At 49.1% G+C, this 22,905-nt stretch carries 14 protein-coding genes and 1 pseudogene; 6 read left to right on the forward strand and 9 right to left on the reverse strand.

Going from position 1 to position 22,905, the window contains the following annotated elements; all coding sequences use genetic code 11:
- On the forward strand, positions 1-576 hold a 576-nt coding region (locus A8707_RS22255), incomplete at its 5' end, for a transposase (RefSeq protein WP_156518507.1).
- Positions 577-599: 23 nt separating this feature from the next.
- Here A8707_RS22255 and A8707_RS22260 read toward each other — a convergent pair.
- On the reverse strand, positions 600-1,856 hold the full coding sequence (locus tag A8707_RS22260; protein WP_068819382.1) for a sensor histidine kinase: 1,257 nt from the start codon (positions 1,854-1,856) through the stop codon (positions 600-602).
- Positions 1,857-1,976: 120 nt separating this feature from the next.
- Positions 1,977-4,622, reverse strand: coding sequence for a hybrid sensor histidine kinase/response regulator (locus A8707_RS22265; protein WP_197484968.1), 2,646 nt, complete (start codon positions 4,620-4,622; stop codon positions 1,977-1,979).
- Between the two features lie 308 nt (positions 4,623-4,930).
- On the opposite strand from A8707_RS22265, the pseudogene A8707_RS22270 reads away from it, so the two are divergent.
- From A8707_RS22270 to A8707_RS22285, 3 genes and pseudogenes are all read left to right on the forward strand, one after another.
- Positions 4,931-6,526, forward strand: a pseudogene (locus A8707_RS22270) (iron uptake porin).
- Positions 6,527-6,825: 299 nt separating this feature from the next.
- Complete coding sequence (locus A8707_RS22280) at positions 6,826-7,329, forward strand: response regulator (RefSeq protein WP_068819385.1); 504 nt, start codon at positions 6,826-6,828, stop codon at positions 7,327-7,329.
- A 57-nt stretch (positions 7,330-7,386) separates the two neighbouring features.
- Positions 7,387-7,947, forward strand: a complete 561-nt coding sequence (locus A8707_RS22285; protein WP_068819386.1) for a PAS domain S-box protein — start codon at positions 7,387-7,389, stop codon at positions 7,945-7,947.
- A gap of 156 nt (positions 7,948-8,103) precedes the next feature.
- Here A8707_RS22285 and A8707_RS22290 read toward each other — a convergent pair whose 3' ends face one another.
- The 5 genes from A8707_RS22290 to A8707_RS22310 all read right to left on the reverse strand — a co-directional run bounded on the left by A8707_RS22290 (position 8,104) and on the right by A8707_RS22310 (position 18,441).
- Positions 8,104-10,137: a DUF11 domain-containing protein gene (locus A8707_RS22290; RefSeq protein WP_068819387.1), complete on the reverse strand. Its 2,034-nt coding sequence runs from the start codon at positions 10,135-10,137 to the stop codon at positions 8,104-8,106.
- Positions 10,134-13,682 carry a TonB-dependent receptor gene (locus A8707_RS22295; protein WP_156518823.1) on the reverse strand — a complete coding sequence of 1,183 codons (3,549 nt, stop codon included), beginning with the start codon at positions 13,680-13,682 and terminating at the stop codon, positions 10,134-10,136. The genes A8707_RS22290 and A8707_RS22295 overlap by 4 nt, the downstream gene beginning before the upstream one ends.
- Positions 13,679-15,130 (reverse strand): DUF11 domain-containing protein, encoded by a 1,452-nt coding sequence (locus tag A8707_RS22300; RefSeq protein ID WP_068819389.1) that lies wholly within the window; start codon positions 15,128-15,130, stop codon positions 13,679-13,681. The genes A8707_RS22295 and A8707_RS22300 overlap by 4 nt, the downstream gene beginning before the upstream one ends.
- Before the next feature lie 143 nt (positions 15,131-15,273).
- The gene (locus tag A8707_RS22305) at positions 15,274-15,834 is read right to left on the reverse strand and encodes a DUF11 domain-containing protein (RefSeq protein WP_068819390.1); all 561 of its coding nucleotides are present in this window, start codon (positions 15,832-15,834) and stop codon (positions 15,274-15,276) included.
- Between the two features lie 84 nt (positions 15,835-15,918).
- Positions 15,919-18,441, reverse strand: coding sequence for a beta strand repeat-containing protein (locus A8707_RS22310; protein WP_156518824.1), 2,523 nt, complete (start codon positions 18,439-18,441; stop codon positions 15,919-15,921).
- Positions 18,442-19,002: 561 nt separating this feature from the next.
- On the opposite strand from A8707_RS22310, the gene A8707_RS22315 reads away from it, so the two are divergent.
- Positions 19,003-19,407, forward strand: coding sequence for an Hpt domain-containing protein (locus A8707_RS22315; RefSeq protein ID WP_068819392.1), 405 nt, complete (start codon positions 19,003-19,005; stop codon positions 19,405-19,407).
- Between the two features lie 44 nt (positions 19,408-19,451).
- Here A8707_RS22315 and ribBA read toward each other — a convergent pair whose 3' ends face one another.
- A complete protein-coding gene (gene ribBA, locus A8707_RS22320) occupies positions 19,452-21,140 on the reverse strand; it encodes a bifunctional 3,4-dihydroxy-2-butanone-4-phosphate synthase/GTP cyclohydrolase II (protein WP_068819393.1) in 1,689 nt (562 codons plus the stop codon).
- Positions 21,141-21,607: 467 nt separating this feature from the next.
- On the opposite strand from ribBA, the gene argC reads away from it, so the two are divergent.
- Positions 21,608-22,666 carry an N-acetyl-gamma-glutamyl-phosphate reductase gene (gene argC, locus A8707_RS22325; RefSeq protein WP_068819394.1) on the forward strand — a complete coding sequence of 353 codons (1,059 nt, stop codon included), beginning with the start codon at positions 21,608-21,610 and terminating at the stop codon, positions 22,664-22,666.
- A gap of 75 nt (positions 22,667-22,741) precedes the next feature.
- Here the strand turns inward: argC and A8707_RS30360 are convergent, their stop codons facing one another.
- Positions 22,742-22,870 carry a hypothetical protein gene (locus A8707_RS30360; protein WP_269452757.1) on the reverse strand — a complete coding sequence of 43 codons (129 nt, stop codon included), beginning with the start codon at positions 22,868-22,870 and terminating at the stop codon, positions 22,742-22,744.
- Positions 22,871-22,905 lie beyond the last annotated feature (35 nt).

The following is a 22,905-nucleotide window of genomic DNA, read 5'->3' on the forward strand; positions in this document are numbered from 1 at the left end:
GGGGTGCAGAAGCAACGAGGCAGACCGCGCAAGTACGACGGCAAAGTTGACCTGACAGACCTCAGTCACTTCACCTTTGTGGAAACCGTGCAACCCCAGGTTGACCTCTACACTGCCCGATTGTGGCACGTCTCCTTGAAGCGGGAGATTCGAGTCGCCTACCTAGTTGACCGTCGCGTTCCGAACCGAGTCCGCACCTGCCTGCTGTTCAGTACCGATGTTGAGCAAGCCCCCAAGCAGATTATTCAGTTCTATAAATTGCGCTTCGGGATTGAATTTCTCTTCCGCGATGCCAAGCAGTTTACGGGTCTGAGTGATTGTCAAGCCCGTGACCTCTTGAAGTTGGACTTTCATTTCAATGCCAGTTTTACCGCCCTCAATCTAGCGAAGTTCGACGCGCATCCCCAGCACACCGGTCAAGACCCATTTGTATTCTCAATGGCAAGCGTTAAGCGTCGTGCCCTCAATCAACACCTACTTGAACGATTTATTGCCACCTTAGACTTGGAGCCAAGCTTGATTAAATCCCATCCCAACTACTCAACCCTTTGCGATTACGGCACTATCGCCGCCTAAAACTGTCCGAAGTATTGCTAAAGTCAATGGTGCCGTATCGAAATCTCAATCACAAATTCGCTTCCTTTGCCGAGGACAGAGGTGAAGCTTAATTGACCATTGTGTTTTTGTTGCACAATCTGCTGAGAGATTGAGAGTCCGGGTCTGGTGCCTTTGCCAATCGCTTTAGTGGTGAACATCGGCTGGAATAATCGTTGCTTTACGTCGTCAGGGATGCCTAGCGCATTGTCAGCAATGCTCACGATCGCAGTTTGAGCATCTTTTACATAAGTCTGAATTTGAATCGTGAGCGGCTGCTGATTTTTGCTCCAAGTTTCTTCTAATGCATCGATCGCGTTTGCTAACAGGTTCATAAAAACCTGATTGATCTGCCCTGGATAGCATTCAACATCAGGTAATTCACCGTAGCGTTTGACGATGTTGATCTCTGCTCGTTGACCAGCGGCTTTTAATCGATGCTGTAAGATTAACAGCGTGCTGTCCAATCCGTCATGGAGATTGAACGGAACCAGGGCGGTATCTGCGCGAGAAAAGATGCGGAGCGATGTGGAGATCGTTTTGATGCGATCGCTGCTCAACTCCAGCGATTTTAGCAACTTGGGCAAGTCTTCTAAAACAAAGTCAATGTCTGCATCCTCTAACGCTTGCTGAAGGGTTGCAGACGGGGTAGAATGCTCGATTTGATAGAGGTCTAGAATCGTGTGCAGCGTCGTCACGTATTCTTTGGCAAGGGGAACGTTGTTGGCGATCGCGTTAATCGGATTGTTAATTTCGTGGGCGACTCCTGCCACTAATTGACCAAGAGACGAGAGTTTTTCTTGTTGCACAATTTGCACTTGAGCCGTTTGCAAGGCGGCGGTTCGCTGGGCGACTTGCTGTTCGAGATGGTCAGTGAGGGTTTTAAGCTGCAAATGAGTCTTGACTCGCGCTAACACCTCCTCTTCTTCAAACGGTTTGGGAATATAGTCCACTGCGCCCAGCGATAGCCCTTTGACTTTGCTGGCGGTGTCTGTCAGTGCTGTCATAAAAATAATCGGAATGGGTTGATTGACTTTGTTGGCTTTAAGCCTTCGGCACGTTTCAAATCCGTCGATTCCGGGCATTTGCACATCAAGCAAGATTAAGTCAGGCGGCTTGCGCTCGACCTGAGCAATGGCGTTTTCTCCATCGATCGCGACTCGCACTCTGTAGCCAACACTTTTGAGCGATTGAGATAACACTGATAGATTGGTTGCGTTGTCATCGACGATCAAAATTGATCCGGGTTCTGAAGTTGTCATAGGGTTGAAGCACTAAGAGTTTGTTAAATGCTGTTGTAAAAAGGCTTGAAGCTGTTTAATTTCGTAGCGATCGGAGAGATTGATCACGGTTTGGGCAAATGGAGCCAACTTCACATCTGATCATTGAAGTTGTTGGGCAACTTCAATGATCAGATCGATCTCACCTTCTTCGTGCAATTCGCAAAGCTGTTTCAGGATTACTTGAGAAGGCGCAATAATCTCTGTTGAAATTGGCGATTCTATTTCCGCATTTTTAGAGTTATCTATTTCCTGATAGATCCATTCTAATTTCAGATATTGCTGTAATAAGTTGAGTAATGTATCAGTCTGTACAGGTTTAGGTAAAAAGGCATTTGCGCCAGCGTTTAAGCTCTTATATTGATCGCTTTCAAAAACACTAGCAGATGATACGAGCAAGATAGTGTCCTGGAATTGTGACAGTGATCGGAGCTTTTGAATCAACCCAAACCCGTTCAAAATCGGCATCGCTAAGTCGGTGATGATCAAGTCAGGCTGCGTCATCAAAGCTTGCTCAATGCCTTCGTGACCGTTGCTTGCCTCGATGAGTTGAAACCCGATCGGCTCTAGCAAATTAACGACCACTGACCGATTTTCCCAGCGATCATCGACGACTAAAATCTTGCGGCGATTGCCCTGATAACCCTCGATCGTGCCTTGTGAAACCACTCTCGACTCGGTTACCCAATGTTCGGCTTCTGGGAGGGTGACTTCAAACCCAAAGGTGCTGCCTGCTCCGATTTGGCTGCTGACTTCCAAGGCGCTGCCCATGAGCAACACAATCTTTTGACTAATGGCGAGTCCTAACCCGGTGCCTTCAGATTGTTTTTTGGTGTCGCCCACTTGTTCAAACGGCAAAAAGATTTTTTCTAGCTGATCAGGAGTCATGCCCACGCCCGTGTCTCGAATCTCAAAGCGAATTTTATGGTCTTCTAAGCTGTGAACGGCTAATGTCACACCGCCTTTTTCGGTAAATTTGATGGCATTGCCGAGAAGATTGATCAGCACTTGGCGGAGTCGTTTTTCATCGGCATAGACTCCGATCGGAAGCTGCGAGTCTGGCTCAAACTCAAAGACAATGTTTTTTTGCTCGGCGCGAATGCGGCAAATTTCAGCCACGCTTTGCAAAAAAGCCGGGAAATGCAGCGCATTCTCGACCAGATCCATTTTGCGGGCTTCGATTTTAGACAGATCTAATACATCGTTAATCAGTGTTAACAAGTGAGAGCCGCACTGATAGATAATGTCGATACCTTTGCGTCCTTTATCGGTTAAAGGCTCCGATCGTTGCAGGATTTGGGCATAGCCTAAAATGCCGTTTAACGGAGTGCGTAATTCGTGACTCATGCTGGCAAGAAATTCACTCTTTGCATCGTTGGCGACATCGGCTAACACTTTTGCACTTTCCGCTTCGTTTTTTGCTATTTTTAATTCAACGGTGCGCTCTTCAACTCGTTGTTCTAGCGCTGTAAAAGACTCGCGCAGTTGTTCTGCCATGCCATTAAACGATCGGGCTAAAATATTTAATTCACCGACGCTCGACGCTGCGACTGATTGGGTCAGTTCGCCTCCTGCAATGGCTTCTGATGCCCGACTTAATCGCAAAATCGGGCGCGTAATCCAGCGCGATGTATAGAGTCCTAATGCGGTTGCTAATCCCAAGGCTCCGAGGCAGAGCAAAATCGTGGTGCGAGTGTTGGCGTTGATGCGCTCCATAAAGTCGGCTTCAGGAACTGCCACAACCACCAGCCAATCTAAACCCCATTCATCCCGCCAAGGTGCCACCTGAACAAAATGGCGCTGATCGTTAAGTTGAAATTCCAGCGACTGATTGTCTTTGATGTTTGACAAATTATTAAAACGCTCAGTTAAATGTTTTGCAGTAGCTTCAATCAATGGATCTTTACTGTCAGAGCCTTGAAGCCGTTTAGCTTTGCCATTAACAAGTGTAAAAGGTTGTTCTTTGTTGGAACTGGCAATTAACAATCCATTGCGTTCCAAAATAAAAGTTTTTCCTGATGGACTGACTTTTAACTGCTGAAGAAAATCACTAATTTGTGTGAGTCGTTGATCAACTCCAATAACACCAATCAAATTCTTGTTTTTGTCATAAACTGGGCGATTAGCAGACACAGATAGCGTGTAAGGTGGCGATTGCCATTGATAAAGCGTCCACATCGATTTGCCTACTTTCATTGGTTGCTCGCACCAAGCTTCCTGCATCGCAACATAGGGACCAGTATCTACTGCAAGGTTAGTTCGATTTCCTTGTTTGTCTGTGTTGTAGACATAACTATGTTGGTTGCCATTACGTTTTTTGGAAACTTCCTCAACTGTAATGCGACCATCCTGAAAGTAGCGACCAGCAGCGGCAAAATCTCCTGTTTTCAAACATAAACTAATGTAGCCAACATTATACAATTGGAGTTGCTTCCAAAAAAACTGCCCTATCTGCTGTGGATTATCTGGGTCAAGTAACCCCATATCCATAGCACCGCCATTAATTTCAGCTAGGTTACGACCTGTATTAAGATAACTATCTAAATGCTGGTGAATGCGATCGCTAACTTCACCCCGCAACTGAGAAGCTAAATCGTTAACCGCTTGTTGTCCGTTTCGCACCGATAGATAGCCAATTAAGCCCACCGCCGCTGAGACTTGCAGAACAAATGGAATGACCAAGATCGATCGGAGAGAAAGCCATCTCGATCGCGAGGCAGAAGTTTGAGGGTTAGATTTAGATTGCATGAAGTTAAGCAGGTAGCGCAAGAAGCATTATTAAAGTTCCCGCTTTAAACGCTTAGTAGTCATGGAATTAATTCTTCAAAACGTAAAAAATTCTGTGGGCAATTGTAGCTGTCCGTTGATGACAAGATCTCTTTGCCTCGAAAGTTAGAAAATCTAGAGAAACGGGTTTAATTGCTACAGATCTATCTCAGTAATTGAGGGTCTTAGGATAAGACCCATTTGAGAATTTGTTAGGAGTGAGGATGAATCAACAATCAGATCGGTCGGGGTCTTTGCGATCGCTTCAGGGGTGCCTGCCGATTTCTGTGATGGTCTTCAATAGCTTACTTTCTGCGGCGTTGGCTGCCCAACTCCAAGATCCGTTAGCATCACTCAGAAACCAAAGTTTTGAACCCGGACTGGATCAAGTCACTCAAGTCACTTCAGTGTCTCAGCTTTCAGATGTCAAGCCAACTGACTGGACGTTTCAAGCGCTACAGTCTCTCGTCGCGCGCTACGGATGTATTGCAGGTTATCCTGACAAAACCTATCGGGGCAACCGTGCCCTCACCCGCTATGAGTTTGCAGCGGGTTTAAATGCCTGTCTCGATCGGGTCAACGAGTTGATTGCTGCTGCCACCGCCGATCTGGTTAAAAAAGAAGACTTAGCCACGCTGCAAAAGCTGCAAGAAGAATTTGCAGCCGAACTCGCCACTCTGCGCGGTCGAGTCGATGCGCTAGACGCTCGAACCGCTACCCTCGAAAACCAGCAGTTTTCGACCACTACAAAACTGGCTGGAGAAGTGGTCATCGCCTTGACCAATGAATTCAATCAGCCGACTAATAACAACACCGTTCTGCAAGAGCGCGTCCGGCTCAATCTGCAAACGAGCTTCACGGGCAAAGACACCCTCAACACGCGCCTCTCAGCCGGAAACGCAAACGTCTTTAACCTGCAAGGCGGCGGCGTAGAAGGCATTCAAACGTCTAACTTTGGGAACTCAATTACCAATCAAGTCTATGTCGATTGGCTATCTTACTACTTCCCAATCGGCAGCAAAACCCAAGCCGTGCTCGAAGCAGTTGGTGGGGGACACATTGACTATGCCTCGACCAATAATTCTTATTTAGAAACCTATGATGCGGGCACTGGTGCATTATCGGTGTTTGGTGAGCGCAATCCGATTTATCAAATCGGAGGGGGCAGTGGGTTTGGTCTAAGTCATAAGCTCACGGATAAGATTACGCTAAGTGCGGGCTATTATGCCGACAGCTCTGATCCAGCAACCTCGGCTACGGGTTCGCTATTGTTTGCGGCAAACCGATCGAGTAATAAAGACGGGTTGTTTAACGGCAGCTATTCAGCGTTGGCTCAAGTCAGTTTTGCACCTAACGATCGCTTCTCGATCGGGTTGACCTACATCAATGCCTATCGTCGGTTTGCGATCTTTGATGGAGGTAGTGCGCTGGCATCAACCGGAACTGCTGCTGCTAATGGAGTCGGACTTGACGCGAGATTGCTACCTGCGATCGTGAATGCTTATGGCGCATCTGCCACCTTTAAAGTCAGCTCTAAGTTTGCGGTGAATGGCTGGGTGTCTTATGTCAATGCAGATTTTGTAGGGGATCAATTAGGTGCAGCCAACATCTGGACTTATGCGTTGACGTTTGCCTTCCCGGATCTGCTCAGAAAGGGAAATTTGGGCGGACTTGTGATATGAGCTGAACCCTATTTGGGTAATGCCAGCACGTTTCAAACGGGAGGTAAAAACAACATTCCGCTTCATTTGGAAGCGTTTTATCGATGCAATCTGTCTGACAATATTTCTATCACACCGGGTTTGATTTGGATTGTGTCTCCGGGGCAAGATTCTAGCAATCAAGATGCCGTGATTGGAACAGTACGAACAACATTCACGTTCTAAGAGGCATTCATGTTGCTGTGCTCATATTTTATGTGCGTGCAAAGCTCTATAGAGACGTTCTACCAGCGTGTCTCTATAGAGTCTATTTGAGATCTATTAGATGCCAATCTTTTGATCATTAGCCTGATGAAATATAGCCGTTATCGACGCTAGGCTGTACTTTAAAACCCTTCAAAGTTGTTCTTGTCGTTTTGGATGTAAAGCCTCGAGTTCAAAGATGATTACGTCCCTTTCAGAGATAGTTGATTCCTGTTCTGAAAGGGAACTCTAATGGGATCTTGAGCGTTTATCTTCAGGCTATGCGGAGACAACTGTCGCTGACTACGAGCTACTACATCCGAAAACTGCTGCACCAAAACCTCGATCGCTTGACTTCTGTGCTTGCGATCGGGGCAGGTCTCAAGGCAAACTCTCTCAGTGATTTAAATGCTGTGCTAGAGAGCCTGTATCTAGAAGAACAGGAGATTAATGCCGCGATCGAGCAGCTAGAGCATCTCGGAGTTTTTCATCAAACCTTGAGTCATCAAGGTGCAAAACACCATCAAGACCTGAGAGCCGCAGAACAAAATATCTTCTGGCTACTGGGATTTAAACTGCGTGAACTCACGCATCAGGGAGTAATCTTGGTCGTGGATGACATTCTACTAAATGTGCGTCTGCTTTCGACTGCATTGACCAAACACGGCTATGAAGTGTGCAGCACCGACACAAGTGCGTCTGTAGTGGCAACCGCGATCGAGGAGAAACCTGACTTGATTTTGCTCGATATCATGATGCCTGGAGTTGATGGCTATGAGGTCTGAGATCGCCTCAAAGCTAATGCTCTGACCCGTGAGATTCCGATCATTTTTATTAGCACGATGAATGACCCTCTCGATAAAGTAAAAGCCTTTGGAGTCGGAGGAACGGACTATGTTGCCAAACCTTTTCAAATGGAAGAAGTGCTGGCTCGAATTGAGCATCAACTCAAGATTCGGGTGCTGCAAAAACGGTTAGAGGCGCAAAATATCAGACTACAGCACGAGATTCAAAAACACAAAAACATAGAAGCCCGATATCGTGACAGCTTTGAGAATGCTGTCGATGGCATCTTTCAATCGTCGATCGATGGCACCTATCTAAAAGTGAATCCAGCACTGGCACAAACGTATGGATATGCGTCTCCTAAAGATTTGATCGAAAAACTGACTGATATTTCTCAACCACTCTATGTGCAGCCGCAGCGCCGATCGGAGTTTGTCGCGTGCTTTGAGCAACAGGAAACCGTGTTAGATTTTGAGTCTCAGATTTATCGTCAAAATGGCAGCGTGATCTGGATTTCGGAGACGGTTCGCAAAGTTCACGATGCAACCGGAGCCTTTCTGTTTTATGAGGGAACGGTCAGAGACATCACGGCTCGAAGCCAACAAGTTTCTGGCTAAACTCATCATCTGATGTATTCCAGAATTAAATCAGTATAAGCAATTGCCGTGATTGGGCGAAATGAAGCTAAAAGCACCCGAAAGAGCGACTGAAAGGCTTTATTCCAGAGATCACGGCTCTGCTGTTTCTACGTCTCGGTGACGATCGAGGAGGTCTTAATCAACCTTTGCCCGGAATCTGAAGAAGCCATAAGAATTAGTTGGTGCGCCACTTGCTGTCGCCTTTGGAGCACTTCCCACACTCACAACCGCCGCTCCTCTGCTGTTGTTAACTCCCATACAAGAAGCTGGAAAAACAGGAGTGGAATTGGGGTAGAAACCCGAACCCAAAGCCGGACTATCAGGAACAGCCGTTAAAGTACCACTCAAACTAAGCTGTAGCGAACCTGGTACATAGGTCGTATTGGCTGGAACAAAGTCGCAGAGACTGACATTACTCGCATCTTTTCCACCATCTGAAAGAAAGTAAATGGTGTACTCTACTTCATCGCCTGGCTTAGGTTGCTGGGCGACAGGAAGGGCAGTGGCAGTTACTGCGCCTTGCAGAAGGCTACTAAAGTTTGTCGTATTGCCTGAATTATCAGACTTAACGGCTGTAGCAGTGGGGTTAGCCCAACCAGACGCATTATCATCGATCGCGCCTGCACCCGTGACCACATCGACATAGCCAGACAGCACCGTTGTTTGAATCTTGGTTAACCGCTTGACTAAACGGATGTTGGGAGGTGAAGCCACTGTGATAGATACACTAGATTGGTCATCTTCAGCAGGGTTGTTGTTGTTGGGAGAAGAATCAGAGTCGATCTGTTCACTGGCAAACACTTGAGCCGTGTTGGTGATAGAGCCACTGCCGATAACTTTTGCCGTGATTTGTAAGGTGACAGTACTGCTATGGGCAAGACTACCTACATTCCAAATACCTGTGAGCGAGTTATAAGATCCTGTACTCGTACTAGAAACAAATTGTAGTCCTGCTGGAAGACTGTCTTGAACCTGAACACCTGTCGCATTTCCGGTAGAAGGCGTTGACTGATTGGTTAAGGTAAGTGTGAAAGTAATGTTCGTTCCAGCAGATGGGTTTGCATTGTCCACTGTCTTTTGTAAAGCTAGATCTGCAACCGGAGTACTGTTGTTAACATAGATTCCACCACCTGCAATTAGATCCATCCCACCGCCACCACCTTCCGTCGTATTGTTTGGGAAGGTTGTCCAATCTACGAGATTATTTCCTACAGGTACGTCTCCCGGCAATAAAGCATAGCCATAAAATTTTTGTCCTGCGGTGATGCCAAGGTCTGCATATGAAAAATAAATGCCGCCAATTGGCTGGTTAGTGGCATCGGAGGAAGGGCTGAGATCTGTGCCGATCGTGTCTGCTCGCATCACTGTTGTAGCAACGTTGTTATATATCGTCGATCTTCCCCAAGTTGAACCTGTAGCTGTAAACGGGCTTCCCAAAGCGGTTGGGTTATTTGAACTGTCTACAGCAGTAATTGCAGCAATTTTGAAGGCATCGTTTCCACCTCGCTCCATAATGAGAAATCCAATATCAGGCAGACCTGCTGCTGCTGGAGCCGTCAAACCAGACGGGTCAATAAAATCAACTCGTTCAATGTTGTTGTTATTACCCTGTTGGTTGCCTGTATTCGCGAAAACATTGTCAGTTCCTCGGTTGACAATCGTGTTGAGCAGGGCTGACTCCATATCATCAGCTTTAGAAGGAGCGAAATCGCGGGTATTACCTGAAGAGCCAATCCTTTGATAGAAGAGCAGTTGTCTATAATCGCTAGGCGATCCAGTTGTGTGGCGGCGTATGCGAATCTGATTGGTCAACCTCAAAAGGGAAAATGTGTTTGATGCAGTCGTAAACCCTGAGATTTCGAGGTTATTGTTTGGGGAACCTTGACTAAAGTTAAGCGTGTATGGAGTTGTCGTTGAATAACCGGGTGATGGCGCGCCGCTTGCCCCAAACGCTGTATAGGTGCTAGGTATACCAGGTTTGGGAGATGCAATGATATCTTTCATAGCGATTGGCGTAGCAATTGCAGGACTAATTGAGGTCAGGATGATGGTTATCGTCACGAAAAAGGCTAACCACCCATGAGGGTTAACAAGTTTGTGCAACTTGGTTAATCGCCCGATCGCATTCTCCGATCGGAGCCACTGAGTCAAACTTAAATCACGTTTCATGGGGTTACACCTTGAACACTGGGGGGACTAACAGGAGCGATCGAAACGGTATCTGTTTTGGGCTTACGATCGGCAGAGGTCGGTTTTTGCAACCCAAAGCCGCTAAACAGTTCATTGAGTTTGATGGTGAGACCCAGGTAAGTACCACCTGCCGATCGAGAACCGTCAAAGTCGCGATCGTTGACTCGACCAAAGCTATAGCCTGCCGCGAGTCGAAGATTGGGGGTGAGATAATAACCCGCCTCAACCACAAATCCCATTTCGTGAAATCCAACGCTGGGTTGAGCAATCCATCGGGCTTCTCCAACAATGTCCCAGCTATAGCCAAAGCGATAAGTAGCGCGGAGTTGAGCCAGAGAAACGGTGCTCGTGCCGACTAAATCGCTAGAGAGAGTTGTGGAGCTATGACGCATCGCGTATTTGCCGTAGAATTCCCATCGCCAATTAGGGGCGTAGAGTGCTTCCAGGGCTATAGTGTGGTCTTCAGAGCCTGTGCCACTGCCAAACAAAATTGTGTCAGGAATCGTCGAAGGATTCTTGCGATATTCGTAGCGAAACAGGGCATTGAAGCGATCGTCGTTGGGGTTTCGATAGGCAAGTCCGAGTTTGAGATTAGAGGTGTCGCCTAACCCGATTAGCGTTTGGTTGGCAGCATTAGCTTGCTGATAGCGTGCCAGTGCTGTGAGTGATGAAGAAATCTTGCCCGTCGCGGCTGCCGAAATCACCGTGTTGCTGCCGCTTGACGAACTGCGATGTTCATAGCGGGCACCTGCCTGAAACTCTTTGCTCCCGGTATATTCAAGCCCGACGCTGTAACTATCGCCGCCCTGCAAACCCAGAGAAGATGCACTCTGCCCAACTGCAAACGGTTGAGCAAATTGAATTCCAGCCCCAGTGCTGCCAAAAAATCCGCCGAAGAGATGTTCGTATGCCAGATCCATTCTCAAACCGGGGGAGATTGTCCAACCCTGGTTTACGCCGATCGCGCCTTGAGTTGTCCAGCTATCCACTCCGCCGAGGATGCCATAGCGTGCATGAAGCGTCGTGTCTGTCCCAAATTTGTATTCTCCGCGCAAATTTAGATTGGTGATCGACTGTCCGGCGAGTTGCCCACGGGTGTAAAACTGTTGACTTAAGCCGAGGTTAACTCCGGGCATGATCGCCCAATCAAGTCCTAGCCCAGTCCGATCGCTATAGACCGGATCGACCGTTGATGATAGCGTCGTTTCATTTTGCGCCAGAAATGTGAGCGTTTTAGACAACGGCACGGTGAAGCGCGATCGCAGTTGATCCGAGGAGCCGCTTGAATCGGGGGAGAGTCGATCTTGACGATCGCGGTGCAGCAAATCGACATCTAGATTCGCGTTGCCAAGTCGCTGCTGAACACCAACCGCGATCGTGGTCAGTGAGTTATCAACTCGACTTCCGGGAATCGCTTGATTTCGGGGAGCGAATAGATCCTGGAGCGTGTCGATTTCGCGGGGTGCAATGCCCGTGTTGTCTTCGTGGTCATATTGCACTCTCAGTTTTGTGATGTCAGAGACGCTGCCCGTAACTTCTGCCCCATAGCGAGTTTGACCGGGTACAAAACTGATGGTGGCATCATTGGCAAATCCAGTATCGGTTTTGCGATAGTAGCCTCGCGCCAAGATTCCGGTGGCAATTTCGGCGTTGGCTTCTAATCGATAAGCAGAGCCGCTGACCAAACCGAAAACGTCCGATCGATTGCTAGAGTGAGCATATTCAGCAATGACATTCCCTTTGCCAAATGAGAATAAGGCATCAGTCCCATAAAGCTCAAAGTCTCTGGTTCCTTGGTTCTCTTTCAGATAAGTGGCACCCACCCAGCTTTCTCGCCCCGGTGTGTTCGACAGGTGATAAAGCGCTCGACCTGCGTAGATATTGCTTTTACTTGCCTGTTGACTTTCGTATTGATAAGTCGTGACAATGCGGCGCACCAGAACTTGACCCGTCTGATCGACATCCGTTCTCAAAATCGGTTGTCTAAACAGAATCGTGCCGCGATCGTAGTCAATCTCATAGTCGTTGCCGCGATTTAGCTGCTTGCGTTCTAAAACGGTTCCAGGACGGTTTAATTCTTCGAGTTCTAAGAAGACATTTTCACTGCCGCCAATCACTAACCGCCGCGACAGGAAGTAATAGCCACTTGTGCCATCGGGCGTGATCGTGTCTCGCTGAAAGCCCTGCACGTTGTTGCCATAAAACCCGCTGAGTTGCAGATTGCCAAAGTTGTAATTGGTTTTCAATCCGTGAAGTTGGCGACTGGTAGCGCTGAACTGCTGCGATCGCGTGGCAAACTCTTCGGTGTTATAGTCGCCCCATATAAAATAGTCGATGCCATTCGTAGTCGGAGACGTGCGCTCAAGTTTGAGATAAACGCTGTCGATCGAGGGAGTCAACACATCGGTCCTAGAGCTGTCTCCATACACCGGATAGTTTTGATCGCAAAACTGCTGTTCTCGAAACAGCCGCGCAGTGCCGTCACAGGTTTGATTGAGGGCGTGATCGCTGTTATACGCTCCGGTGACGAGCCAATCGCCCACTTTACCCGTGGCAAACACCGCACCGTGAGTCGCTAACCCGTAGTTATTTTTGCCATTCGGCGGCAGAAAGTCCCGAAAGCTGCGATAAAAATCAGTGCCACCTTTGCCGAGCCGAAGATCGATCGAGCCAGTCACCAACGACGATCGCAAATCGGTTTCAAACTGAACTTGCGTAAACGCATCTAAATCATCCGCCTTCGCCTGAATTCGCACCATTTGAGCTTGAATGCCCGATCGTAACGTCGCTTTAAATTCGCCTTGAGTTGCTTTGACTTGATAGCCCGGTTGATCAGGGCTGGCATCGGGTTCGACAAATTCGCCTGCCGTGGGTTTGAGGGTGACGATCGTATCGCGATTGGAGCGGTTGCCGTTGGCATCCAACAATTCACCTTGAATGGTCACGGTCGATCGCCCATCAGCACGAACTCGCGTCTCAGCCGTGCGAACCGTGATCTGTTTCGCCAATCCGCGCACTTGCACCTGCGTTGATGCGGTTTGCGTCACCTGACCGTTGCTGATAATCTGAGCCACGATCGTGTTTTCGCCATCTTGCAGCGGAACGCCATACCAGGTTTGGGTAGTTTGCTTTTTAGCTCTGTCTTTTTCAGTTCGCCCGACAAGAGACGTACTCACTGATTTGCCGTTCACCTGCAAGTCCACTTGGCTATCGAGAGGAAACCGCAGCACCACGGTTGTTGCCGGAACATCAATCACCGCTTTAAGAATGGGCGATACGATCGTGATGCCTTGCGACAACTCGGTTGGTGAGGATTTTACGTCCGGTTGTACAGTAGGTTGTGATTCGGATTTAACTATAGGTTGCGCTTGAGAGACTGATTGCACGATCGGAACCGTTGCCGTTTCTATAGTTGCCGCCATTGCGCTTCTGATTGGCATCAGCAATGCAAAGCTGATACTTTCAGCAATCAGCCCTAAACTTAGCAAACCAACCGCTAGAGAATGTCGAGATTTCATATTCATGGGTTGCCTGCTTCTGAAACGGCGGGCGTGACAGCAAAATTCATTCGCACCAGTCCGCTAGGTTCGAGATGCACCAGGCGAGATTGACTATTGCGTTCTTTGACATAGCGATTTGCGGCAAAGGTGTAACCTGGAACGCTGCTGAGATCAAGCACTCCCGTCCGGTTGCCTGATAGAACATTGGCGATCGAGAACAGTCCGTTAGGATCAGAGGTAATGCGAGTGCCATCATCTAAAATCACGACCGCATTCGGGATTCCTAGCTCTCCGGGCTGCTGTTCACCGTCGAAATTTTTGTCTTCAAACACGCGACCGATAATGGTGCCGCAATCAGAGATGATACCAGGACGAATTCGCAATCGATATTTAGACGGTCCGTCTCTGAGAATGGCATTGGTATCGATGCGATGAACGCTGACACTCGCTAGATTTTCACCCGATCCGCGCACCGAATCAGGACTGAGTTGCACAGCATAAGCAATGTTCAACACGCCATCAGGAGGAATGCTGCTGTCAGACTTAAAGATCACCGTTGAGCCGCTTTGAGTTGCCGCGATCGCCACTCCAGATCCACCCAATTCACCGCGAACGCTCTTGGGTAAAAAGGCAAACCCCAAGGGCAAGACATCGACAACCTCGATTTGATTGGCAGCTACCGAATTGAGATTTCGCACCGAGAGCCGATAAATTACCGTATCGCCCGGTTCAGCAGCGGCTCGATCGGCGGTTTTTGTAATCTGAATTGGTTGAGATGCCCCTACGCAAATCGGCTGATCGATCAGACTCAGCGCCGAAAGCACCAACCCTGTACCAGTGGCATCATTAATTGCAACCGTCGTACTAAAAGAAGCCGGATCAGCATCTAAGCTAATGCCTCGCCCATCAAGTGCGGTCGCGGTATAAGAAACCGTTTTTGCAACATCATCTCGTGCCGTAATCACAACCCGAATTTGACGCTGACTATAACGCCTAGCACTCGCAGGCGGATTCACAATCAGAATGTATCGTTTGCCAACCTCAAGTTGACCTGCACTACGGTTAAAGAAAAAGTTATAGCTTCCTTTTGGTTCGTCGTTTGCCAAAAAGAAGGGATTGCTATTTTGCAGGTTGGGTGGCGCACCCGTAAAGCTTGTGCCTGCTCCGGTTCTCGGTAGGGAAACCAATCCTAGCGGCGTATCTTGGGCACTAGCATCATAGAGACCAACGCTAAACCCTGCATAGTCGGGCAAGACTTCTCCACCGCAGCCACGAATGCGCCCAAAGGGATCAACGATCTCCTGCTTCAACTGATTGGTAATACTTTCAAACGTATGTTTTTCAGCATCTTGAAATGAATAGGAAGCCGTGTTAGAAATCGCAGTTTTTGCACCAGCCGCTAGAGGCTGAAGCGCAATGCTGGCAATCAGAAACGCCGCCAATAAGCGACATCGTTTGCGGTGAGAAATCATGGAAGCTAATTCGGGTAAAAGACTGTAGGCAACCTTAAAATCGTGGAGTCGTCAATTCCACCTGTGAGAGTGAGAAGCGATTAGGCAATTTGAAGGGTGTTCTGTCGAAACGTTCTATCGAACACCCTTCAGGCTTAGAGACGTTAGCGGATTTTGACTTGGTAAGCGGCACTTACGATCGCGTCAGGTTGCAGCGTTTGGCTCGTCTCCCATCGCACATGCGTGTAAGCCGCAGCCGGAGCAGGGCGCTCTTCGACTTTGCCGTTGGGCAGCGTCACCTTCACCGTTGGCTGCACCACAAACGTTTTGCCTTGGTCAATGCTGTAAGTGACGGTGATTGCTTGAGCGATCGTGGCAGAGTTCAACTGATAGATCGTTCCTTGAGGAATCGGTTGAGTAATCGCCACGTTTCTTGCATCGCGACTGCCTTCGTTCTTACCCGTCACCGTGAACCGAATCAGATCTCCTTGTTTGGCTTTAACGTTGCCGTCGATCGGTTGCCAGCGAATCACCTCCTTCCCCTGCTGTTTCGTCACCACTTGCTGATCTGCCACCAAGTGCAGATTGACTTTGGGCTGACGCAACACGTTTTGAGCGATCGTAGACCCCGCGTTAAAGATCTGAGCGATCGCGGGTGAGCCGTTAATCGGCAGAGTCGAAAGAACCAGGGCAGCGCTGGCACCTAATAACCAATGTTTTTTCATGTCGATACTCGTTGTGAATGCAGTGGAACAAATGTGTGTTGTGATTGCTGTTCTAAAAAGTTATGGACAGCAATCACTAGAGCGTTACTTGATTTTTCGCTGGAAGGTGAAGGTGCCAGCAGCAGAGCCAGGAGCAACCGTCGCGATCGTATCTGTATATACTTGGATGTCAGTCGGGGTGCCGCTGGTAGTCACCGCGATGGTTCCACCTGAATCGATCGCAGAGCCAACTCCACCAGTCGTTCCATACTTTGAGTCCAACGTGGAGGCAAACCAGTTGTTTGCGGCTGTCGCGCCATCCTCCGTAATTACCAAGCTGTTAGCAGGTAGAGTGACGTTATTCGTTCCACCACTCGTCGAGATGTTCTTGTAAACGATGCGATACTCGATCACTCTGCCCGGAGTCGCGGCTGCATTCAGAGTAGCTGGCACTGTTGTAAAGGCAGTTACAGGTGTTGTACCGTCTGTGTGCAGAATTCGGGCATCTTTGTCTAGCGTCACGTAGTTGGTGTAGAGACGATCGATCGTCGTGTTGCTCGGTTCACCATCGAATAAACCGTTATTATTGACATCGACAAACGCCGTCACTGGCACTGGGAACCCTTGGAACTGCGGTGCTGCGGGTAAGTCAACGGTCACTTGATAGTTAGCTGTCGCTCCGCCTGCAATGGTCAACCTGACCGGAATAGCGGCACTCGTTCCGCCCGTGCCCGACACGAAGGCGAAGCCGCCTGCCGACGTGTAGTTATAAGTTGCGCTGGTGCCCGTCCCGGTAATCGTCACTTTCGTGTTGTCTGGTAACGCAGTCGTTGTTGCTGGAGGAGTTGGCAACAGCGAGATAGCTTGAGAACCGCCGCTCGTGTTTTGAGCCGTGTTATCAAACGTGAACGGAAGCGTTCGAGCATCGGTTAACAAAGTTGTAGGCGGCAGATTTGCTGGAGTCACAATCGACTTGTTGGTGAAGTCATCATTGGTGTCATTAGGTCCAACTGCGCCAGGTTGACCCAACGGTCCGTTTAAGGGAGTCGCGGCGATCGTGTATACGGTGTCTTCACCGCCCCCTGCCTTAGTACCAGTCGTGTCAACCCCTGTATTGGTGTTGGTGGTATTATTTGGGTCAGTTCCGGTTCCTGGGTCAGTGCCATCTGCCGCAGGGTTTGCAACTCCGGTGCTGATACCGCCATTGTTGATGGGTGCGCCACCCGCAGAAGCCGGATCAGGGTTTGTTCCGTCTAACTTGTTGTTTGTGCTTTGGTCACCCGATTCATCGTAGACAATCTGAGTAGCGGTTCCTGGAGCGACGGTGCCGGGTTGAGATTGACCAAAGGCTTGAGCCAAGTTAGCAATCTGCCCTCCAGCAAACGTGGCAGTTGGAGTCAGATCAAATTGGAACCCAGTAACTGTGGTACCTGTGCTTACTGAACCTTTAGGAATTCCGGCTGCGTTGGTGTCAAAGATGAAACCAACGCGAGTGATCGCAGAACCCGATGTCGGACGGATGGTTTTCCAGCTTGCGGCTAACGCACTGACGGTTAGTGGATCTTGCGTGTAAACTGCCACCCAACCACTAGGAGCAGTGATGGTATTCGTTGCGCCAAACTGCAACCCTGCTGGAACGGCATCACTGACTAAGACATACGCCTTGGCGGTGCTGCTATTGACGTTGATCTGGGTGCCATAAAGATCAGACGTGACAAACCCAGTCGGAGGCGTTGCAGGATTTTCAACTCGCAGTGCCAGCCTATAGGTCAACACGTCATCGGTCAGAATGTTTGGCGTAGTCTTGTTGTCGTAGCCACCTACAGCTTTTAGCACGGCTGCAAACGATTGCAATCTGGCTGCAACCGTGATCGGGCTGCTGGTTGTCATTGCCTCTCTCACGCCATTGCTGGGCGCAGTTGCATTGGTTTCACCCCCGACTCCGTTTGCGTTGTCCACGGTGTAGACATCGTTGGTATTAACGTTTGCAGAGCGATCGAGGTTTTGTCCATCAACGGGGCTTGTATTTCCTAGCGACACTTTCAAGGTGCTGGTTGCGGTTGCACTTGCCAAGACCTTGATCGGCACCCGAATAGTGATTGTTCCGGTGGTTCCTGTGCCGGGATTTGGAACCAGCGATCCTGAATTTGCGCCCGTTCCTAGCAAGTTGCCTGTGGTGTCTCCAGCAGGCGTGAGCGGCACGTTAACCGCCGTTCCTAATGTCGTGCCATTAACTGCAACGATTTGAATCTGCCCGTTTTGTGAGAAGGCAGTCGTATTAGAGAGAGTCGCTATGCCTGGGATAGAGAATTGAGTCGGGTCGTTGCCCGTGTTGGTAATGACAAAATCTACATATAGGGTGTCACCTGCATTAGGGTTGACGACGCTGGGAGTATTCGCTGTCAGCGTTAGACCCGCCACTTCTAAAACGTCGATCGTGACTTCGTTAGAGGTCGTAGTGTAGTTGCTACCACCGCCATCGTTAAAGGTTCCGGTTGCCGTGTTTTTAATCGAGGTTCCGGCGGCGGTGCCAGCAGCTAGAATCGGTGCAGCGAACGGAAGGGTACTCCCGATAGCAAGGGTGGCTGCCAGCAGATGGTGCAAGCGAGAGCGCGGGCAATTTTTCATGTCGGGTGGGTAAAGTGGATGGACGATCGAGACGCGAAGCTGGGGCTAATCAATGACGAAATCAGTCACTTTAGCCGTGCTTTCTAAATGTCAGAAATTTAGTAAAAGTTAGGTTGCTTTCAAGAGAGCAGAGTTAGATCTAGCTATAGTTTGAGCAAATTGGGCAAGCTAATCTTAGAGACTTCAAAACATCGTTCTCTAAATCGTTCCCTAAAGATTCCGGGATGAATCACATAGGCATAACAGAGGCTTCAATCCAGCGTTTTCACTGGTGATGCAATAGAGTGCAGTTCGGGTTGCTTGTAGAATTACCGATAGTGATATTGCGAAAGATTCAACTCGTCGCAAAAGCGGTATCGGACGTTAATTCACAGTCAAGAATTGATGATTAAAATCACGTATGGGTCTGATCCATAAATCGATGCTTTTATAAATAGCGATCGAAAACATCCCTTGACCGTGCTAAATCTTGGTCAACGGTGTTTAGACTTTGGTATGACGAATTACCTTACGTCTGTCCGCACTAAAGCATTAAGATTAGCTTTGAGCCAGTGCAACCTCATGAAAAATATTGACGATCCTCAAGTTTCTTTGATCGACCTCACCGCACTGCAAGAGATTTATCGAGTCGGCGGAAATCTTCCAGAATTTTTAGTAGAGATTATCGATTGCTACCTTCAAGAAGCTCCCAAACTATTGAGCGCTGCGCGCGAGGCGTTGGCTCAGCAAGATAGTAGAACTCTGAAGCGATCGGTGCACACATTACGATCGAGCAGCGCTACGGTCGGCGCGATGACGTTGGCAAAACTCTGTGAAGAACTCGAAGCACTGGCGATCGCCGCATCGCAAGCCGAAATTATTGATCACCTTCAATTACTAGAATCTGAATACTATCGGGTCGCGATCGCATTACGGCAAGAATGTCAACGGTTTCTCAACGCAGATAAACCAGAAAATAGAGGCTAGGATGCAACTTCCCCAGCCTCTAACGACCCAATCTTCACGAATGCCTAGCGTCTTGAAAAACTATAGATCGTCTGAGTTTCTAACGCATCACAGATCGACGAAGGCAACTGATTGATCGAAAATGTTTGTCGATCGAGCTGCACCTGCAAGCCCGTTAAAGGGTCAGAACCCGGAGAAATCATAAACTCCAGTTTTTTCACCGATGCCCAGCACGTCAGATTATCAAGAATCTGCCCGATCGCTGAAATGTAGGGATGGTCAGGCGATCGATACCAATCGACATCGCTAACCAAGGCTTGCTCAAAGCCCAAATGCGCGATTAGAGAGGTTTCGCCAAACAACGCCGATGCCACGGGTCGCGCTTCTTCTTGCAGCGTCAGATCGTAGATTTTAGCCAAATGCCGCAGTTTTTCGAGCCGCTCATAGCGCTCTGCCACCGACTCCTCGGTTTCAAAATGCAGCGCCAGCGTCACCAGATAAGTTCTTAAAAACAAGTGACCCATCTTTTCGGCTTTGGTTGCCAGATAAGAAGAGTTATAGGAGGTCGCCTCGATCAAGAGGGGGACTCGATCGACCATCTCTAAGCCATAGCCTTTTAAACCCGCAATCTTACGAGGATTATTGGTGATCAGGCGAATCTGCTTGACTCCCAAATCGTTGAGGATTTGTGCCCCAACGCCGTAGTCTCTCAAATCAGCAGGGAAGCCCAGGCGCTCGTTTGCCTCAACGGTATCGAGTCCTAAATCTTGCAGCGAATAAGCCTTGAGCTTGTTGACCAACCCAATGCCTCGTCCTTCTTGCCGCAGGTAAACGACAATGCCCATCCCCGCGTTTTCAATCATCTTCAGGGCGGCTTGTAGCTGCATCCGACAATCGCAGCGCAGCGAACCGAGCGCATCTCCCGTCAGACATTCTGAATGCACTCGCACCATCACCGGACGATCGCCAAACTGCTCAGGCTCACCTTTGACGATCGCTACGTGCTCAGAGTCGTCGAGCAAGTTGCGATAAGCATAAATTTTGAACTGCCCAAACAGAGACGGCATCTCTGCAACCGTTTCGCGGCACACAAAGCGCTCATGCCGCAGCCGATAGCTAATCAGATCAGCAATGCTAATGATTTTTAGGTCATGCCCCTTGGCGTATTTCACTAGCTCAGGCAGTCGTGCCATCGAGCCATCTGAATTCTGAATTTCACAGATCACCCCAGCCGGATAAAGTCCTGCGAGACGAGAGAGATCGACAGCAGCTTCTGTGTGACCCGCACGTTTTAAAACCCCGCCTTCTCTAGCGCGAATCGGAAATATATGTCCTGGACGACGCAAATCGGCAGGCTGAGTGTCGGGGTTGAGAGACACCTGAATCGTGCGCGCACGGTCTTCTGCCGAGATCCCAGTTGTGACCCCGACTCTGGGAGAGGCATCAATGCTGACCGTGAAGGCGGTTTGGTTACTATCAGTGTTTTCCCGCACCATCAGCGGAACATCCAATTCATCAAGGCGAGTGCCCGTCATGGCGAGACAGATCAGACCTCGCGCATAGACCGCCATAAAGTTGATCAGGTCTGGAGTCGCAAACTGAGCGGCACAGATCACGTCTCCCTCGTTTTCTCGATTTTCATCGTCGACGACGACGATCGCTTTCCCTGCCTTCAACTCCGCCAGGGCATCCTCAATGGAGTCAAAAGAAAACGGTTGATTAGAAAAGGGTTGAGCGTTGACAGAGAGGTTCAAAGCGGTAACACCGTAAAGTTTTTTGAAGCGGTTTTATCTTCGATTGTAATTCTTTAACTTCGGAAGCGTACTGAATCTTGGAAGGATGTCTGTTGACGAAGAACGCTTAAACCGAAGTAAGCAACCGAGGAATCACTGATTTCGCGGTGCTGAGAGAATCAACTAAGTAAATGCAACGGTAAAGAAGTAGAGTTGCGTATCTGAAATTCACTCTTCACACTTAAGTATTCTAAATTCCTCCGCCTAAAAATTCCAGAGATTTAATACTGTTTACGCGGGCAGAGATCGCTTTTCAGGATAACAATCACTTTCTCGTATCTTATGAAGCCAACGTTAAGCTCAAACTAACGCTAAAGTGAGGAGCGATCGCCTAAAATCGTCTGCCGTTCTTTACTTTGACAATTGCAGGTTGAGGATTACAATGCAGCAGAAGTTCAGCAGTTCATCTGTCTTAAAGGTCAAGAAACATGGGTGACTTAGAGCGTGTACCCGTTGGTGTGATTGGCGCATCAGGCTATGGAGGGGTGCAGTTAGTGCGGCTCTTAACTGACCATCCAAAGCTAGAACTCGCCTACTTGGGCGGCAACAGCAGTGCAGGGCAGGAATATTCGAGCCTTTATCCGCATTTGGGGCATCAAGTGCACCAAATGATCGAGCCGATCGATCTCGATAAAATCGCCGATCGCTGTCAGGCTGTGTTTCTCTCGCTGCCCAACGGGTTGGCGTGCAAGATGGCTCCGACGCTGCTAGAGAAAGGCTGCAAAGTGCTGGATTTGTCCGCAGACTATCGATTTTCTGATCTCGATACCTATACTCACTGGTATGGGGTAGAGCGCAGCGATCAAGACGTTGCCGAGACCGCCGTTTATGGATTGCCAGAGCTGTATCGCGATCGCATTGCTGAGGCGCAGTTGGTCGGCTGTCCGGGGTGCTATCCGACCGCGAGTTTGCTGGCACTGTCGCCGCTCTTCAAACAAGGCTTAATCGTGCCTGAAACGGCAATTATTGACGCAAAATCTGGCACGTCTGGCGGAGGACGGCAAGCCAAAACCGGGCTGCTATTAGCTGAAGCAGACAACTCGTTAGGGGCATACAACGTGGCTGGGCACCGTCACACGCCTGAGATCGAGCAGATTTGCAGCGATTTAGCGGGACATGAGATTTTGGTGCAGTTTACGCCGCACCTGATCCCGATGGTTCGTGGCATTTTGGCGACGGTCTACGCCACCCTTCGCGATCCGGGGCTGGTGCGGGAAGATTTACTCACCATCTACAGCGCCTTTTACCGCAATACTCCCTGGGTAAAACTATTGCCCGGTGGCATCTATCCGCAAACCAAGTGGGCTTGGGGCACTAACCTCTGCTATATCGGGGTCGAAGTCGATCCGCGCACCGATCGAGTGATTGTGATGTCGGCGATCGATAACCTGATGAAAGGGCAAGCAGGACAGGCGATTCAATGTCTCAATCTAATGATGGGCTGGGACGAAACGCTAGGATTGCCCAAGCTAAGTTTCTACCCATAGTCCTAGAAGTCTGCCAGTCCAACTTGACCCACAGTAAACCGTCTCGCAGAAAGGCTGCTGGGCGCGGATGCCATCTCACGTCACGACCCCAATTGAGGCGAGGCGGGCGTATTTCGCTTGTAGGGTTGTGGGTGAGGTAAACACTTGCACAGGGCGCTGGACGCTGCGCCCATGAGAGTGATCTTGCTCTACGGCGACTGCCAAAGCGGGTTCAGTTTAGGTCAGAGTCTCAACGGCGG

The organism is Phormidesmis priestleyi BC1401 (assembly GCF_001650195.1).
GTDB classification, from domain to species: Bacteria; Cyanobacteriota; Cyanobacteriia; order Leptolyngbyales; family Leptolyngbyaceae; genus Phormidesmis_A; species Phormidesmis_A priestleyi_B.

Coding starts and splice junctions, on each gene's coding strand:
- A8707_RS22305 (WP_068819390.1), bottom strand. CDS start 15,834: ATGAAAAAACATTGGTTATTAGGTGCCAGCGCTGCCCTGGTTCTTTCG.
- A8707_RS22265 (WP_197484968.1), bottom strand. CDS start 4,622: ATGCAATCTAAATCTAACCCTCAAACTTCTGCCTCGCGATCGAGATGG.
- A8707_RS22260 (WP_068819382.1), bottom strand. CDS start 1,856: ATGACAACTTCAGAACCCGGATCAATTTTGATCGTCGATGACAACGCA.
- A8707_RS22290 (WP_068819387.1), bottom strand. CDS start 10,137: ATGAAACGTGATTTAAGTTTGACTCAGTGGCTCCGATCGGAGAATGCG.
- argC (WP_068819394.1), top strand. CDS start 21,608: ATGGGTGACTTAGAGCGTGTACCCGTTGGTGTGATTGGCGCATCAGGC.
- A8707_RS22280 (WP_068819385.1), top strand. CDS start 6,826: ATGCGGAGACAACTGTCGCTGACTACGAGCTACTACATCCGAAAACTG.
- A8707_RS22285 (WP_068819386.1), top strand. CDS start 7,387: ATGAATGACCCTCTCGATAAAGTAAAAGCCTTTGGAGTCGGAGGAACG.
- A8707_RS22315 (WP_068819392.1), top strand. CDS start 19,003: ATGAAAAATATTGACGATCCTCAAGTTTCTTTGATCGACCTCACCGCA.
- A8707_RS22300 (WP_068819389.1), bottom strand. CDS start 15,130: ATGATTTCTCACCGCAAACGATGTCGCTTATTGGCGGCGTTTCTGATT.
- A8707_RS22310 (WP_156518824.1), bottom strand. CDS start 18,441: ATGAAAAATTGCCCGCGCTCTCGCTTGCACCATCTGCTGGCAGCCACC.
- A8707_RS22295 (WP_156518823.1), bottom strand. CDS start 13,682: ATGAATATGAAATCTCGACATTCTCTAGCGGTTGGTTTGCTAAGTTTA.